At 31.3% G+C, this 14962-nt stretch carries 17 protein-coding genes and 1 rRNA gene; 15 read left to right on the forward strand and 3 right to left on the reverse strand.

The window, feature by feature from the left end; genetic code table 11:
• The 15 genes from rrf to B5E79_RS10135 form a co-directional block, all read left to right on the forward strand.
• Positions 1–80 (forward strand): 5S ribosomal RNA (gene rrf, locus B5E79_RS14045); the annotation flags it as partial.
• Positions 81–205: 125 nt separating this feature from the next.
• Entirely contained in the window at positions 206–1387 is a 1182-nt protein-coding gene (locus B5E79_RS10070) for an ATP-grasp domain-containing protein (protein WP_087245965.1), read from the forward strand.
• A 10-nt stretch (positions 1388–1397) separates the two neighbouring features.
• Entirely contained in the window at positions 1398–2153 is a 756-nt protein-coding gene (locus B5E79_RS10075) for an esterase family protein (protein ID WP_087245967.1), read from the forward strand.
• Between the two features lie 2 nt (positions 2154–2155).
• Positions 2156–3364 (forward strand): ATP-grasp domain-containing protein, encoded by a 1209-nt coding sequence (locus B5E79_RS10080; RefSeq protein ID WP_087297930.1) that lies wholly within the window; start codon positions 2156–2158, stop codon positions 3362–3364.
• Positions 3365–3598: 234 nt separating this feature from the next.
• A complete protein-coding gene (locus B5E79_RS10085; protein WP_087245971.1) occupies positions 3599–4546 on the forward strand; it encodes a magnesium transporter CorA family protein in 948 nt (315 codons plus the stop codon).
• Between the two features lie 91 nt (positions 4547–4637).
• Entirely contained in the window at positions 4638–6110 is a 1473-nt protein-coding gene (locus tag B5E79_RS10090) for a glycoside hydrolase family 1 protein (protein WP_087297931.1), read from the forward strand.
• 2 nt (positions 6111–6112) lie between these two features.
• The gene (locus B5E79_RS10095) at positions 6113–6364 is read left to right on the forward strand and encodes a kinase to dihydroxyacetone kinase (RefSeq protein WP_087245975.1); all 252 of its coding nucleotides are present in this window, start codon (positions 6113–6115) and stop codon (positions 6362–6364) included.
• Between the two features lie 3 nt (positions 6365–6367).
• Positions 6368–7294, forward strand: coding sequence for an AEC family transporter (locus tag B5E79_RS10100; RefSeq protein ID WP_087297932.1), 927 nt, complete (start codon positions 6368–6370; stop codon positions 7292–7294).
• Positions 7295–7413: 119 nt separating this feature from the next.
• Positions 7414–8826, forward strand: coding sequence for an NAD(P)/FAD-dependent oxidoreductase (locus B5E79_RS10105; RefSeq protein ID WP_087245979.1), 1413 nt, complete (start codon positions 7414–7416; stop codon positions 8824–8826).
• Positions 8827–8941: 115 nt separating this feature from the next.
• A complete protein-coding gene (gene folD / locus B5E79_RS10110) occupies positions 8942–9802 on the forward strand; it encodes a bifunctional methylenetetrahydrofolate dehydrogenase/methenyltetrahydrofolate cyclohydrolase FolD (protein WP_087246045.1) in 861 nt (286 codons plus the stop codon).
• Positions 9792–9992: a DUF951 domain-containing protein gene (locus B5E79_RS10115; RefSeq protein WP_087246047.1), complete on the forward strand. Its 201-nt coding sequence runs from the start codon at positions 9792–9794 to the stop codon at positions 9990–9992. The genes folD and B5E79_RS10115 overlap by 11 nt, the downstream gene beginning before the upstream one ends.
• Positions 9973–10443: a GNAT family N-acetyltransferase gene (locus B5E79_RS10120; protein ID WP_087246049.1), complete on the forward strand. Its 471-nt coding sequence runs from the start codon at positions 9973–9975 to the stop codon at positions 10441–10443. The genes B5E79_RS10115 and B5E79_RS10120 overlap by 20 nt, the downstream gene beginning before the upstream one ends.
• Positions 10444–10455: 12 nt before the next feature.
• The gene (locus B5E79_RS10125) at positions 10456–10857 is read left to right on the forward strand and encodes a secondary thiamine-phosphate synthase enzyme YjbQ (protein WP_087297933.1); all 402 of its coding nucleotides are present in this window, start codon (positions 10456–10458) and stop codon (positions 10855–10857) included.
• 1 nt (position 10858) lies between these two features.
• On the forward strand, positions 10859–11440 hold the full coding sequence (locus tag B5E79_RS10130) for a GNAT family N-acetyltransferase (protein ID WP_087297934.1): 582 nt from the start codon (positions 10859–10861) through the stop codon (positions 11438–11440).
• Between the two features lie 71 nt (positions 11441–11511).
• Entirely contained in the window at positions 11512–12852 is a 1341-nt protein-coding gene (locus B5E79_RS10135) for an MATE family efflux transporter (RefSeq protein WP_087297935.1), read from the forward strand.
• 107 nt (positions 12853–12959) lie between these two features.
• Here B5E79_RS10135 and B5E79_RS10140 read toward each other — a convergent pair whose 3' ends face one another.
• From B5E79_RS10140 to B5E79_RS10150, 3 genes are read right to left on the reverse strand one after another with little or no spacing between them, the layout of a single operon-like run.
• Positions 12960–13802 carry a DegV family protein gene (locus B5E79_RS10140; protein ID WP_087297936.1) on the reverse strand — a complete coding sequence of 281 codons (843 nt, stop codon included), beginning with the start codon at positions 13800–13802 and terminating at the stop codon, positions 12960–12962.
• On the reverse strand, positions 13783–14223 hold the full coding sequence (locus tag B5E79_RS10145) for a MarR family transcriptional regulator (protein WP_087246059.1): 441 nt from the start codon (positions 14221–14223) through the stop codon (positions 13783–13785). Before B5E79_RS10145 ends, B5E79_RS10140 begins: the two co-directional genes overlap by 20 nt.
• A 51-nt stretch (positions 14224–14274) precedes the next feature.
• A complete protein-coding gene (locus tag B5E79_RS10150) occupies positions 14275–14757 on the reverse strand; it encodes a phosphatase PAP2 family protein (RefSeq protein WP_087297937.1) in 483 nt (160 codons plus the stop codon).
• Positions 14758–14962: the final 205 nt, after the last annotated feature.

The following is a 14962-nucleotide window of genomic DNA, read 5'->3' on the forward strand; positions in this document are numbered from 1 at the left end:
TGTACCCATGCCGAACACAGAAGTTAAGCATCACAGCGGCGAAGATAGTAGGCAACTGCGAAAATAGCACGCTGCCAGTCCATGTGAGGGAATAGTCATTCTATTCCCTCCCTTTTTTTTATTCTCATTCTTTTTTTGGATGATTTTTTTTATTTTATTATGTTATAATAGATAAAAGGATATAAAAAAGGGGGAATGTTATCTTATGAATTTTGTATATATATCACCATCCTTTCCAAAAAATTTTTATCAATTTTGTAACCGTTTAAAAAATAATGGAGTCACAGTTTTAGCAATTGCGGATACACCTTATGATAATTTAAGTGAAGAATTAAAGAATTCAATAGATGATTACTATCAAGTATATTCTATGGAAGACTATGATGAAATGGTAAAGGCGATGGGTTATTTTATTTTCCATTATGGACATATAGATTGGTTGGAATCTAATAATGAATATTGGCTTGAACAGGATGCCAAATTGCGTACGGATTTTAATATTACAACAGGTATTCATACAAACCATATTGAAGATATTAAATGTAAATCAAAGATGAAGAAGTTTTATGAAGAAGCAGGAGTCAAAACAGCACGTTATCATTTAGTCACTGATTTGGAATCAGGTTTAAAATTTGTTCATGATGTTGGCTATCCTGTTGTAGTCAAACCAGATAATGGGGTTGGGGCAGCAAAGACTTATAAAATTTCTAATCAGGAGGAGTTAGAACATTTTTATCAGGAAGAACATTTTACACAATATATAATGGAAGAATTTGTTAATGGATTAATTATTTCATATGATGGTATTGCTAATTTAAATAAAGAGATTTTATTTGAAACATCACATGTTTTTCCAAATCCCATTATGGATGTAGTGAATGATCAAAGTAGTATGTATTATTATTCTTTAAGAGAAATACCTTATGATTTGAAACAAGCTGGACAGGCATGTGTGAAAGCCTTTTATACAGCTGGAAGATGTTTCCATATGGAATTCTTTAGATTGTTAGAGGATAAACCTGGGTTAGGTCAAAAAGGAGAGATTGTTGGCTTAGAAGTTAATTTAAGAACACCAGGAGGTTATACTCCTGATATGATGAATTATGCCAATAATATTGATGTTTACCAAATCTATGCAGATATGGTCACAAAAGGGTATAGTGACTATGATCATCAGCGTCCATATCATTGTGTGTATTGTGGAAGAAGAGATGGTATCTCATATTCTCATACACATGAAGACATTGTATCACGTTATCATTTTGATTTGGTTATGTGTGAAAGAATGCCAGATATTTTAAGTGGAGCTATGGGTAATTTTACATATACTGCTCGATTTGAGAATATGGAGCAAGTCAATGAATTCGTTGATTTTGTTTTAGGTTAGGGGTGAGAATATGAAGACAGAATGGTTTAAGGAATATAGCGAATGTTTATTACGTGATATGGAATTTAAGGTTTATGGTCATTCAGGAACACCAATTTTGGTTTTTCCTGCACAAAATGGAAGATTCTTTGACTTTGAAAATTTTGGTATGGTGCATACAGTAGAGCACCTGATTGATGCAGGACGAATTCAGCTATTTTGTTGTGATAGCATTGATCAAGAATCTTGGTCAGCTGAAGGGATGGATAATGGACATAGAACATATATGATGGAACAGTGGTTCTATTATATCGTTAATGAATTGGTTCCAAGAATTTTAGAAATTAATTCTTATGGTCGTGATGGTCAGTATGCAGATGGCATTTATACAACAGGTTGTTCAATGGGGGCAACTCATGCAGTGAATTTCATGTTCAGAAGACCGGATATTTTTAAAGGTACCATTGCTTTGAGTGGATATTATGATAGTGATTTGTTTTTTGGAGATTATCATGATGATATTCTTTATCGCAATTCACCAATTCAATATCTTCATGGTATGAGTTATGACCATCCTTATGTTGAGATGTATCGTCATTGTCGTATTGTTTTATGTTGTGGGCAAGGAGCATGGGAAGATGATATGATTAGAAGTACATCGCGTATGAAAGAACTTTTAGAATATAAAGATATTCCAGCATGGATTGATTTTTGGGGTCACGATGTGAATCATGATTGGGATTGGTGGCAAGTTCAATTCCCATATTTTGTAGAAAGGGTTATATAATAATGAATGTTATCTTTATATCACCACATTTTCCAGATTATTTTTACAATTTCTGTGACCGATTAAAAGTCAGAGGAGTTCGTGTTTTGGGAATCGGTGATGCGAATTATGAAAACTTGCCATATCATACAAAACTTGCCTTAACAGAATATTATCGTGTAGATGATTTAGAAAATTATGAAAGTGTATATAGAGCCTGTGCTTATTTTACATGGCATTATGGAAAAATTGATTGGATAGAATCTCAAAATGAATATTGGTTAGAATTGGAAGCAACATTAAGAAATGAATTTAATGTCACAACAGGAACCAAAATACAAAATCTATCACCAATGAAATACAAATCAAAAATGAAAGAAGTCTATCAAAAGATTGGGATACCAACTGCCAGATATCGAAAAGTTGATGATTACCTTGCGACAAAAGCATTTGCGAACAAGGTAGGATATCCAGTTATTGTTAAACCTGATAATGGTGTGGGTGCTAGTTCAACATATAAATTGAAAAATGATGATGAATTAGATTATTTCTTTGCGACAAAGCCATCTTATATTCAATTTATTATTGAGGAACTTGTTCCTGGTCATGTTGAAACATTTGATGGAATTACCGATAAAGATAAAAATATTTTGATTTGTTCATCACATGTCATGTTGAATTCTATAATGGATAATGTAAATGAATTAAGTGATACTGCTTTTTACTCACAACCAGTTGAAGGATTGGATTTATATGAAATCGGAAAAAAGGTTGTAGAAGCTTTTGATACAAGAAGTCGTTTTTATCATTTTGAATTCTTTAGATTAGATGAAGATAAAGAAGGATTAGGAAGAAAAGGAGATATTGTTGGATTAGAAGTTAACATGAGAGCACCTGGTGCTTATATGCCTGATATGATTGATTTTGCATATAATGTCGATGTTTATACAATATGGGCTGATATGATTAAATATAATCAGTGTTTCTATGATATTCATCGTGAATATTGGGTAGCATATACAGGTCGTAGAGAAGGAATATGGTATATGCATAACTATGATCAGATTAGAGAAACTTATGGACAGAATATAGCCTTAGAAACAGATGTTCCAGAATCATTAAGTGGAGCAATGGGTAATCATGTCTTTATTGTGAAATCTCAATCAAAAGAAGAACTCTTTGAAATGATTCGTTATATTTTAAAAAGAGAAGATGGAACAGATTGGTTTTAATAAAAGAAAGATTTGAATTGAAGGGAAACTTTCGATTTAAATCTTTTTTATAAAAAACAAAAAAATTACAAATGAAAGGCTTTTATATCAGACATTTTATGTTATAATGGCAAAGGAAAGAAAGAAGGTGTTATTATGTCTCCGGAGCCGGATGAAGATACGAAATTAACAATAAAACAAAGCATAACAGGAGACATAATTGATATTCTCCTGTTATAGAAGAGGAGGATAAAAATGATCGAATTTTACAAAACTTTTGGAACAGAAACAAAAAAAGTCGAAACATTAGAAACAGGATGCTGGATTAATGTTGTTTCACCAACAGAAGAAGAAAAACAATTTTTAATTAATGATTTGGGAATTGTTCCTGAATTTGTGCAAGCTTCATTAGATGAAGAAGAAAGTTCACATATTGATTTTGATGATGATTACAATCAGACATTAGTCATTGTCGATTATCCAAGTGCAGAAGAAACTGAAGGAAAATACGATAAAATGACTCTACAATATACAACATTACCATTAGGTATTGTTTTAATGAAAGGATATATTATTACAATTTCATTATATGAGAATTTAAATATTGAAGATATGGCAACAGGTAAAGTCAAGGGTATTCATACAGAAATGAAGACGAGATTTTTATTAAAGCTTCTTTTAAGAATTTCTCAAAGATATTTGATTTATTTACGTCAAATTGATCGATTATCATCTTTGACAGAACAAAAACTTCATAAATCAATGCAAAATAAAGAACTTATTCAAATGCTTGGATTAGAAAAATCTTTAGTTTATTTTTCAACATCATTAAAAACTGATGAAATTACTTTGAATAAGATCATGCGTGGAAAATCTATTAAACTTTATGAAGATGATCAGGATTTATTAGAAGATGTTTTAGTAGAAATTAATCAGGCCATTGAAATGTGTAGTATTTATTCAAATATCTTATCTGGAACAATGGATGCTTATGCTTCTGTTATTTCAAATAACTTAAATATTGTTATGAAGGTTTTAACAGTTATCACTATTGTGATGTCAATACCAAATATTATCTTTAGTTTTTATGGAATGAATGTTTCAGGTTTACCAGGACCAGTATGGTGGGTCCCAACTTTGATTGCCGTTATTGCATGTGTTATTGCTTCGTTTATATTTATGAAAAAAGATATGTTTCATTAAGTACATGGAACATATCTTTCTTTTTTTGAAAATTTGAACATTCAATATAAGAAACATGTATAATAAATGAAAAGAAGAGGAGGACAATAATATGGTAAGACAATTTCCAGAAGGTTTTTTATGGGGTGGCGCAACAGCTGCCAATCAGTATGAAGGTGGCTGGAACGAAGGAGGCAAAGGAATCAGTGTTTCTGATTGTGCGAGACATCATTTAGATATTGATGTTCAAGATTATCATGCACAAAATGCCATTACAACAAAAGATATTGAAGATGCATTAAAATCACAGGATGATTCTTTATATCCAAAAAGACATGGGGCAGATGGATATCATCATTATAAGGAAGATATTAAACTCTTTGCCCAAATGGGATTCAAGGTTTATAGAATGTCTATTGCCTGGTCACGTATTTTTCCAAATGGTGATGATCAAGAACCTAATGAAGAAGGTTTAAAATTTTATGATGATGTTTTTGATGAATGCTTAAAATATGGTATCGAACCATTAGTGACAATGTCACACTATGAACCACCATTAAATATAGTTTTAAATTATAATGGATGGGCATCAAGAGAAGTTGTGGATATGTTTGTCAAATATGTGGAAGTCATCTGTGAAAGATATAAAGATAAAGTCAAATATTGGTTAACATTCAATGAGGTAGATTCAATGATTAGACATCCTTATACAACAGGAGGACTTGTTGAAGACCGTTTCCCAGGGCAGAATTTCCAACAGGTTATTTTCCAAGCTATGCATCATCAATTTGTAGCTTCAGCTCTTGCTACAAAGATTTGTCATGAAAAAATTCCTGGTTCAAAAGTAGGTTGTATGTTAACAAAATTGACATATTATCCTTATACTTGTAAACCAGAAGATGTTTTACAGGCACAACAGGATATGAGAAGTACATATTGTTATAGTGATACACAAGTCTTTGGAGAGTATCCAGCTTATTTATTAGCTAAATTTAAAAATGAAGGTATTCATATTGAAATGCAGGATGATGACTTAGAAATTATGAAGAAATATCCAGTAGACTTTGTTTCATTTAGTTACTATTCATCAAGTTGTGTTGCAAAAGATGACAAAGGTTTAAAGAAAACTGCAGCCAATACGAATGTAGCAATAAAAAATCCATATATTCCTTCATCTGATTGGGGATGGCAAATTGATCCTATTGGTTTAAGAGTGTCTTTAGTTGATTTATATGATCGTTATAGAAAACCATTATTTATTGTAGAAAATGGTTTAGGAGCTAAAGATGAACTTGTGAATGGAACAGTTGATGATCAATATCGTATTGATTATTTTGATGCACATTTTAGAGAAATGTTGAATGCTATTGAAATAGATGGCGTAGATTTAATGGGATATACATCATGGGGATGTATTGATATTGTCAGTGAATCTACAAAACAAATGAGTAAAAGATATGGATTTATTTATGTAGATTGTGATGATTTAGGAAATGGAACTTATAAAAGATATAAGAAAAAATCTTTTGATTGGTATAAACATGTTATTGAAACAAATGGAGCTTGTTTATTTGAAGGAGAATAAAAATGTTAGAATATAAATTTGATACACAGTTATTAATTGAAGGAAAAAACTTAAATGAAGACGAAATTAATGATTATATTACAGAACATTTTCAGGGAGATTGTTTATTAGCTGTTGGTGATGATGAACTCATTAAAATTCATTTTCATACCAATGAACCATGGCTTGTTTTACAATATGGGGCAACACTTGGAGAAATCTATGATATTGTTGTTGAAAATATGGAAAGACAGGCACATGGGCTAAAAGGATAGATTGTGGATATCAAAGTTATTGTTTTACAGATGATACAATTATTTCTGGTGATTGCTTTAGGGTATCTTTTATTAAAGATCAAGATACTGGATGTAGACTTTAATAAACGTTTAACAACACTTTTGTTGTCGGTCACAACACCAGCATTGATTGTATCTTCTGTTTTATCTACAAAAATTGAAAAACAAATATCTGAAATTGTTTTTGTGTTTATTGTAGGAATTGTCATCTTTCTTGTTTTACCTATTTTGGGCTTTTTGATTGTCAAAGTTATGAGAGTTCCTCTCCAACAACAAGGTTTATATATTTTCATGACAATGTTTTCTAATATCGGTTTTATGGGCTTTCCTGTTATGAAATCTATTTTTGGAAATCAAGCCGTATTTTTAACTGCTATTTTTAATATGATTTTTAATTTGCTTGTGTTTACAGCAGGTATTCTTTTTATGAATTATCATTCTGTACAAAAAATAAAAATCAATTTGAAACAGCTTCTTTCACCAGGCGTGATTGCTTCACTTGTGGCTTTGTTTATTTATTTTACAGGTTTACAGGTTCCCGATGTTTTGTCTTCAACGATAACCATGATTGGTGATATTACAACACCTATTGCCATGTTGCTTATTGGCTCAACACTTGCTACGATTCCAGTTAAAGAAGTCTTTACTGAAGTCAGAATATATCCATATACGATTTTAAAACAGATTGTTATTCCAGTTATAGCTTATCCTATTTTAAATGCTTTTATTCGTGATCCTTTAATACTTGGCGTTTCTTTAATTATGCTTGCTATGCCAGTAGGAAATATTGCTGTATTATTTGCAACAGAATATCAAAAAGATGTTGCCTTGGCAGCTAAAGCTGTTTTTATGACAACATTACTTTCTATTGTTACGATTCCAGTGATTGTGGCTTTATTTTTGGCATAAAAAGTTTTATAAATTGATAACATATTTTTATTCTGCGTATTTTATTGACAAGGATAAGTTTTTATGAATATAATAAATGAGGATTATTTAATAATGCCCCAGAAATGAGGCGTTTTTTTATGCAAAAAAATTATGATGTCATTATTGTTGGGGCTGGACCAGCAGGAATTATGACAAGTTATGAATTGTATTTAAAAAATCCAGAATTAAAAGTATTACTTATTGATAAAGGACATGATGTGATGTATAGACATTGTCCTATTAAAGATAAGAAAATTAAAAGTTGTCCACAAATTAAAGAAAATGAACCAGGATGTTTACCTGCTTGTTCAATTACTTCAGGATTTGGGGGAGCCGGTGCTTACTCTGATGGTAAATTCAATATTACCAGTGAATTTGGTGGTTGGCTAACAGATTATTTAGATAATCAGGAAGTTGAAGATGTAATTCATTATGTGGATGAATTGTATTTGAAACATGGTGCAACACGTGAAATTACTGATCCAACGACTGATAAAGTGAAAGAAATTGAAAAACGTGGATATGCTGTTGGATTGAAATTATTACGTGCTAAAGTGCGTCATTTAGGAACTGAAGAAAATTTGAGAATTATGACAGAAATGTCTAATGAACTTAAACAGCATATTGATATGGCATTTAAAACAGCAGTTAAGGATATTCTTGTAGAAGATCATCATGTTAAAGGGATTGTTTTAGAAAATGGTGAAGAAATTTATGCTCCTCATGTTGTGTTAGCTCCTGGAAGAGATGGTTCAACATGGCTAGCCAAAGTGTTTAAACGTCAGGGATTAGAACTTTATAATAATCAGGTTGATATAGGTGTAAGAGTAGAAACAAGTAATATTGTTATGGATGAAATTAATTCTCATCTTTATGAAGGTAAATTTGTATACAATACATCTGTGGGAACTAAAGTCAGAACTTTCTGTTCAAATCCAAGTGGTCATGTTGTTATTGAAAATCATTCAGGGACAATGTTAGCCAATGGACATGCTTATCATGATCCAAAACTTGGAAGTCATAATACCAATTTTGCATTATTAGTTTCACATGTTTTTAGTGAACCATTTAATGAACCTAATGAATTTGCTCATGAGGTTGCTAGACTTGCCAATATGCTATCACATGGAAGCATTATTGTACAACGCTATGGTGATATTAAAAGAGGACGTCGTACAACTGTGAAACGTTTAAAAGAAGGTTATACTGTTCCAACATTACCTGAAGCTGTACCAGGAGATTTAGGGCTTGTGTTACCATATAATACGATGAAATCTATTATTGAAATGATTGAAGCTTTAGATCATGTCACACCAGGAATTGCCAATGAACATACATTGCTTTATGGAGTAGAAGCTAAATTCTATTCAGCAAGACCTAAAGTAAGAGAAGGATTTGAAAGTGAGATTGATGGTCTGTATGTAGGTGGCGATGGTGCTGGACTAACACGTGGATTGGCTCAGGCAGGAGCTAATGGAATCTTAATTGCGAGACATATTTTAAATAAATAAAATGATAACTACAATAAACTCTTTGTATTTATTGTAGTTTTTCTTTTGGGGCTAAAAGTTTACAATTGGTATATTTTCCATTATAATAGAAACAATAATGAGGGGGTAATCATTTATGAACATTGATGGAAAAAAGATTGCAGCAAAGCGAAAAGATGAACTCAAACAAAAGATTGATTTATTAAAAGAAAATGGTCAAAGACTACCAAAATTAACAGTTGTATTAGTAGGTGAAAATCCTGCCAGTCAAACATATGTTCGCAATAAAGATAAAGCATGTGCCTATGTAGGGATGTTATCTGATATTGTGAAACTGGATGAACAGACAACAGAAGAAAAATTAATGGAAGTGATTCAAAAACTTAATCATGATGATACTGTAGATGGCATCTTGGTACAGTTGCCATTACCACAACATATTCATGAAGACAAAATACTTCATTTAATTGATCCACAAAAAGATGTAGATGGATTTCATCCATCTAATGTAGCTAAACTTGTGTTAGGAGAAAAAGGACTGGTACCTTGTACTCCACAAGGTATGATGGTTTTATTAGATGAAATTCATTATGACTTAACTGGAAAAGAAGTTGTTGTTGTTGGAAGAAGTAATATTGTTGGAAAACCAGTGGCTTTACTATGTTTGCATAAACATGCAACTGTGACAATTGCACATTCCCGTACAATGAATTTAGCCACGTTATGTCAAAGAGCTGATGTCTTAATAGCGGCAATTGGGCAACCTAAGTTTTTTAATAAAGATTATATTAAAAAAGGTGCTGTGGTGTTGGATGTTGGTATTAATCGTGATGAAAATCATAAATTATGTGGTGATGTTGATTATGAAGATGTCAAAGATCTTGTCTCTTATATTACACCAGTGCCTGGAGGTGTAGGACCAATGACAATTGCGATGTTATTGGAAAATACTTATAAAGCTTATCAACAAAGAGAGGAGCACAAAAATGGAATATAATTTAAACGATATTGTTGAAATGAAAAAACAACATCCTTGTAAAAAGTCTAATCAATGGCAAATTATACGTATGGGTGCAGATATCAAAATTAAATGTTTAGGGTGTGGAGCCATTGTTATGTTTTCTCGTCGTGATTTTGAAAAACGTTTAAAAAAGGTTATACCAGCTCATGAAAATACGTCTGATTGAAGAAAAAGATAATAAAGAAGTCGAAAAACTGATTAGAGATTGTCTGATAGAATTTGGTGGTAATAAACCAGGTTGTGCCTGGGAAGATAAAGATTTAGGACAATTTTATCAAGTTTATCAACCTGCTCATAAACAATATCTTGTGGTTGTTGAAAATGATCATGTTGTTGGTGGTTGTGGGATAGGACCAGTGGAAGGCAAAGAAGGTATATGTGAATTGCAGAAAATGTATTGTTATAAGGCGATACGTGGTACAGGCATAGCACAAGAATTATTAAACCTGTCCTTAGATTTTGCAAAGACATACTATCAGCAATGTTATTTGGAAACATTTTCCAATATGATAGCAGCCAATCGTTTCTACTTAAAAAATGGATTTATTCCGTTGGAACAACCCCTTATTCAAGGACCACATTATGCTTGTGATAGATGGTATATAAAAGATTTATAGGAGTGATTGAGAATGTTATTTGAACATCAATATCAATTTTCTAAACGTATGCAAATGCATGATATTACTGAAATCGTCAAACAGGATATTGATCACTGCCACATAGATGAAGGAATTGTTGTGGTATATACACCACATACAACGGCTGGAATCACTGTCAATGAAAATGCGGATCCTGATGTTGTTAGAGATATGATCAATGCTTTTGAACGTGCTTTTCCTACAGAACATTTGGATTATCATCATTTTGAGGGGAATTCACATGCCCATATTAAGTCAACTCTTTTTGGCCCAAGTCAGACTTTTATCATTCATCGTGGTCAACTTTTATTAGGAATATGGCAAGGCATTTATCTATGTGAATTTGATGGACCTAGGCAAAGAACTTTTTATGTTAAAATCATGGAGGGATAAGATGAAAGACTTTTATGAAACTTCAAGACTGATTCTTAGACATTTTCGTATGGGAGATGAACAGGCAATATATGAATTATTAAGTGATTCTGATGTTAATCGTTTTTTACCTATGTTTCCATTACAGAGTGTCGAGGAAGCAAAAGATTATTTGCAGACTCACTATTTAGATAAATATAAAAATCAAGATGGTTATTATTATGCAATCTGTTTAAAGGAAAATGATAGACCTATTGGATATATTCAAATCAGTGGTGATGAGAGTCATGATTTTGGCTATGCTTTAAGAAAAGAGTTTTGGCATCAGGGAATAGTGAGTGAAGCAACTTTAAAAATGATTGAAGAATTCAAAACATCTGATTTGCCATACATTACTGCAACGCATGATGTTTGTAATCCTCACAGTGGAAATGTCATGAAAAAGATTGGTATGAAATATTGTTATTCTTATAAGGAACAATGGATGCCTAAAAATATTTTAGTTACTTTTAGAATGTATCAGTATCATTTTAAAAAGGATGAGGATTTTATTTATTTAAAATATTGGAATAAATATCCTCATCATATTGAAAAAGACATTTAATGTCTTTTTTTTGTTTCTTGACAAAGAAGGACAATATGTCTAAACTAAAAAACGTTAAGGGAGGGAAAATTGTGGATAAAGATAGAATGGGGTCACAAAAAGTTTTAACTTTATTGATTGAACTATCTATACCAGCTATGATTGGGATGATTGTCAATGCTATTTATAATATTGTAGATAGAATGTTTATTGGTAATGCTCCTGATTTAGGATCATTAGGTTTAGCAGGAATTACTGTGTCTTATCCAGTGACTTTAATTTTGATGGCGTTAAGCTTAATGGCAGGAGTTGGAGGAGCTACACGTTTTTCTATTGCTTTAGGTGCTAAGGAAGAGGAAGATGCTAAATATTATCAGGGCAATGCTTTAATGATTACAGTTATCTTTGGTATTGTTTTTATGGTTTTAGGTAATATTTTTATGGATCCTATATTAACTATACTTGGAGCTAGTGAAAAGGTTTTACCTTATGCCAGTGATTACTTGAGTATTATTTTATATGGTGGTGTTTTTCAATGTGTAGCCATGTGTGGAAACAATTTCTCCCGTGCCCAAGGAAATGCTAAAAACGCTATGGTTTCACAGCTGTTAGGAGCAGGTTTTAATATTGTTTTTGATTATATTTTAATTGTTCAATTTCATATGGGAATGGAAGGTGCTGCACTTGCGACAATTGGTGGACAATGTTTAAGTATGATATGGCAATTGTCTTTCTTATTTGGAAAAAGAGGAATCATTCCATGTCGTTTATCACATATGAAGTTGAAAAAACATTATACATATATGATTATGAAAACAGGTTTGCCAGCCTTTTTAATGCAATTATCAACAAGTGTGTTAAATATTGTTATTAATGGAACATTAGGTTTATATGGTGGGGATTTGGCTATTTCAACAGTAGGAATTATTACAAGTGTTCAAACACTTATGTTGATGCCATTAACAGGTATGACACAAGGACAACAACCTATTATTAGTTATAATTATGGTGCTAAGAATGATCATCGTGTTAAAGAAACATTAAAGTATACGATTATAGGTTCTAGTATTCTTTCTTGTTTAGGATTTTTAGTGATTCAATTATTCCCATCAATGATTATTTCTATATTTAATCAAGAGCCAGCAATTATTGAATTAGGAAATAGTGCTTTACGCATTTGGTTTATTTGTTTACCATTGGTTGGATGTCAAACAATGTGTGCTAATTTCTTTCAGGCAATTGGAATGGTTAAACAATCCAGCTTTCTTAATTTATTAAGACAATGTTTATTATTGATACCATTGATTTTAATCCTTTCTTGGATTTTTGGATTATATGGTGTCTTTATTGCTGTACCAATTGCAGATTTCATAGCATTTATCATTACAATGTATCTTATTCAAAAACGTTTAAAGACTTTTGTTGTTGCATAAAGAGAAAGTATGATTTTTATGATCATACTTTTTTGATTATATTCAATATAATAAAAAGTATTGATTATCATAGCTATCATCTATGACAATCAATACTTATGGATGATTTATTGTTTTTTTACGTAAGCAATTAAACGAGCCCCAGGACCAGCATGTGTACCAATAACCGGTCCAACAATACCATGTAATGTTTCACCAAAATGTAAAGTTTCCCTTAATGTATTTTCAAACTTATCTAAACCATCGGATGAGCCAGTATATCCGATACAGATAGGTTCATCTAAATCCATTTCACCATCTTGTTGAATTAAGTCAATAATTTTAGCAGTGGCTTTTTGAGTCCCTCTGGCTTTCGCAAATACATCTAATTTGCCTTCATCAAAACCAATAATAGGTTTAAATTTCAAAAGTGTTCCTGCTGTTGCAGCTGTTCTTGATAAACGTCCACCTTTATATAAATATTCTAATGTATCTACAAAAGCAAATAAGCGAATACGATGTTTATATGCTTCTAAAAATGTATAGAGATCTTGAGCATTCATACCTTCATTTCTTAATGCAACTGCTTTTAATACAAGTAATCTTTGCATCTGCGTTGTTCCTAAGCTATCAATCACATAAATATCATCATAATCAACTAAATCTTTTGCAAGATTAGCACTTTGATATGTTCCACTAATAACACTAGACAAAGTAATAACAATAACACTATCATTGTTGTTTTTTGCTGTTTCATACAAATCAACAAAGTCTTGAGGTGATGGTTGTGATGTAGATGGTAATGTCTGACTATTAACTAATAAATCATAAAATTCTTCTGGTTGTAAATCAATACGATCTTTATATTCTTTTCCATCAATAATGACTTTTAAAGGCACAACTTCAACATTGAGTTCCTGTGCATATTTTAAATCAATATCAGATGTAGAATCAGTAATTATTTTTATCATTTTTCTTTTCCTCCGTCATAGATATTCTAATTGTACGAAGCATTTTCTCTAAGGATTTCACTTCTTCTTTACTAAACAGTTTTTCAATTTCTTTAAGGGCTTTTTTAATATAATGATCATTTTCACGATAAAACTCCAAGAATTTACTTGTAACTTTTAAATGATAAGATCGTTTATCTTCTTGACTGACTGTTTTATTTAAATATCCTTTTTCTACCAATTGATTGACTTTATATGTAGCATTAGGCTGTGAAATTCCCATATATTTAGCATATTCTAAAATAGTGGGTTCACCTAACATATAAATAATATCTAAGCTAAACGCTTCTTGCATAGTGAGTTCTTTAGAAGTAGCACACATAGATGAATAAAAATTCATTTTGAATATATTATAAACAGCCTGAAATTCCTGACTTAGCATATAACCTCCTCATAAATACTTAAAATATTTTAAGTATAGTATAAATTATTTTTAATGAAAGTCAATTATAAAACACAGAATTGCAATGATAATTGCTACAAAAACATCACTTATATGATGAACCCCACTTAAAATACGTGTTAAACTGACAATCAATGCAATGATACATGCAAAAACGCCAACATAAAAATGAGCATAAAAACATACAAAAGCAATAATACAGGCACTAACAGTATGACGACTTGGAAAAGATTCGCCATGTTTATGACCTCTTAAGGGTTGAATATCCATATGATCATAGGGACGGGGACGATTCACTATTTTTCTAAAAACCGTCACAATCACAAAAGCTATACATGGTCTTAGAATGGCATCTATCAAATAAGGACTATGAATATACCATAAATAAATCAAGACACATGGATATAAGATAAACGTTACATAAGGACAATATTGTGTTAAAAAAATAATGATTTTTTCTAAACGAGGACGTTGTCTTATATACGCTAACATGGACTGATAAAAACATTCCAAAGCTCTCACCCTTTCTTTACCATTATATCGAAAATATGCGATGAAAACAAATAAAATAAAAATTTTAAAAGATAAGTGCAGTGATATTTGTAGATTATACAAAATGCACTGACGAATAAATAGAAAATGGTGTAGGACTGTGTCATTGATGGGATTATTTGAAATTGATATAATGTGAATAGAGTATGATTGATGGAGATAAGAT

The sequence above is a fragment of the Massilimicrobiota sp. An134 genome, from assembly GCF_002160815.1.
Lineage (GTDB): Bacteria > Bacillota_I > Bacilli_A > Erysipelotrichales > Coprobacillaceae > Allocoprobacillus > Allocoprobacillus merdigallinarum.

Excerpts from the sequence above, each read along its gene's own strand:
- B5E79_RS10070 (WP_087245965.1), top strand. The coding sequence starts at position 206 with ATGAATTTTGTATATATATCACCATCCTTTCCAAAAAATTTTTATCAA.
- B5E79_RS10075 (WP_087245967.1), top strand. The coding sequence starts at position 1,398 with ATGAAGACAGAATGGTTTAAGGAATATAGCGAATGTTTATTACGTGAT.
- B5E79_RS10080 (WP_087297930.1), top strand. The coding sequence starts at position 2,156 with ATGAATGTTATCTTTATATCACCACATTTTCCAGATTATTTTTACAAT.
- B5E79_RS10085 (WP_087245971.1), top strand. The coding sequence starts at position 3,599 with ATGATCGAATTTTACAAAACTTTTGGAACAGAAACAAAAAAAGTCGAA.
- B5E79_RS10090 (WP_087297931.1), top strand. The coding sequence starts at position 4,638 with ATGGTAAGACAATTTCCAGAAGGTTTTTTATGGGGTGGCGCAACAGCT.
- B5E79_RS10095 (WP_087245975.1), top strand. The coding sequence starts at position 6,113 with ATGTTAGAATATAAATTTGATACACAGTTATTAATTGAAGGAAAAAAC.
- B5E79_RS10105 (WP_087245979.1), top strand. The coding sequence starts at position 7,414 with ATGCAAAAAAATTATGATGTCATTATTGTTGGGGCTGGACCAGCAGGA.
- folD (WP_087246045.1), top strand. The coding sequence starts at position 8,942 with ATGAACATTGATGGAAAAAAGATTGCAGCAAAGCGAAAAGATGAACTC.
- B5E79_RS10115 (WP_087246047.1), top strand. The coding sequence starts at position 9,792 with ATGGAATATAATTTAAACGATATTGTTGAAATGAAAAAACAACATCCT.
- B5E79_RS10120 (WP_087246049.1), top strand. The coding sequence starts at position 9,973 with ATGAAAATACGTCTGATTGAAGAAAAAGATAATAAAGAAGTCGAAAAA.
- B5E79_RS10125 (WP_087297933.1), top strand. The coding sequence starts at position 10,456 with ATGTTATTTGAACATCAATATCAATTTTCTAAACGTATGCAAATGCAT.
- B5E79_RS10130 (WP_087297934.1), top strand. The coding sequence starts at position 10,859 with ATGAAAGACTTTTATGAAACTTCAAGACTGATTCTTAGACATTTTCGT.
- B5E79_RS10140 (WP_087297936.1), bottom strand. The coding sequence starts at position 13,802 with ATGATAAAAATAATTACTGATTCTACATCTGATATTGATTTAAAATAT.
- B5E79_RS10145 (WP_087246059.1), bottom strand. The coding sequence starts at position 14,223 with ATGCTAAGTCAGGAATTTCAGGCTGTTTATAATATATTCAAAATGAAT.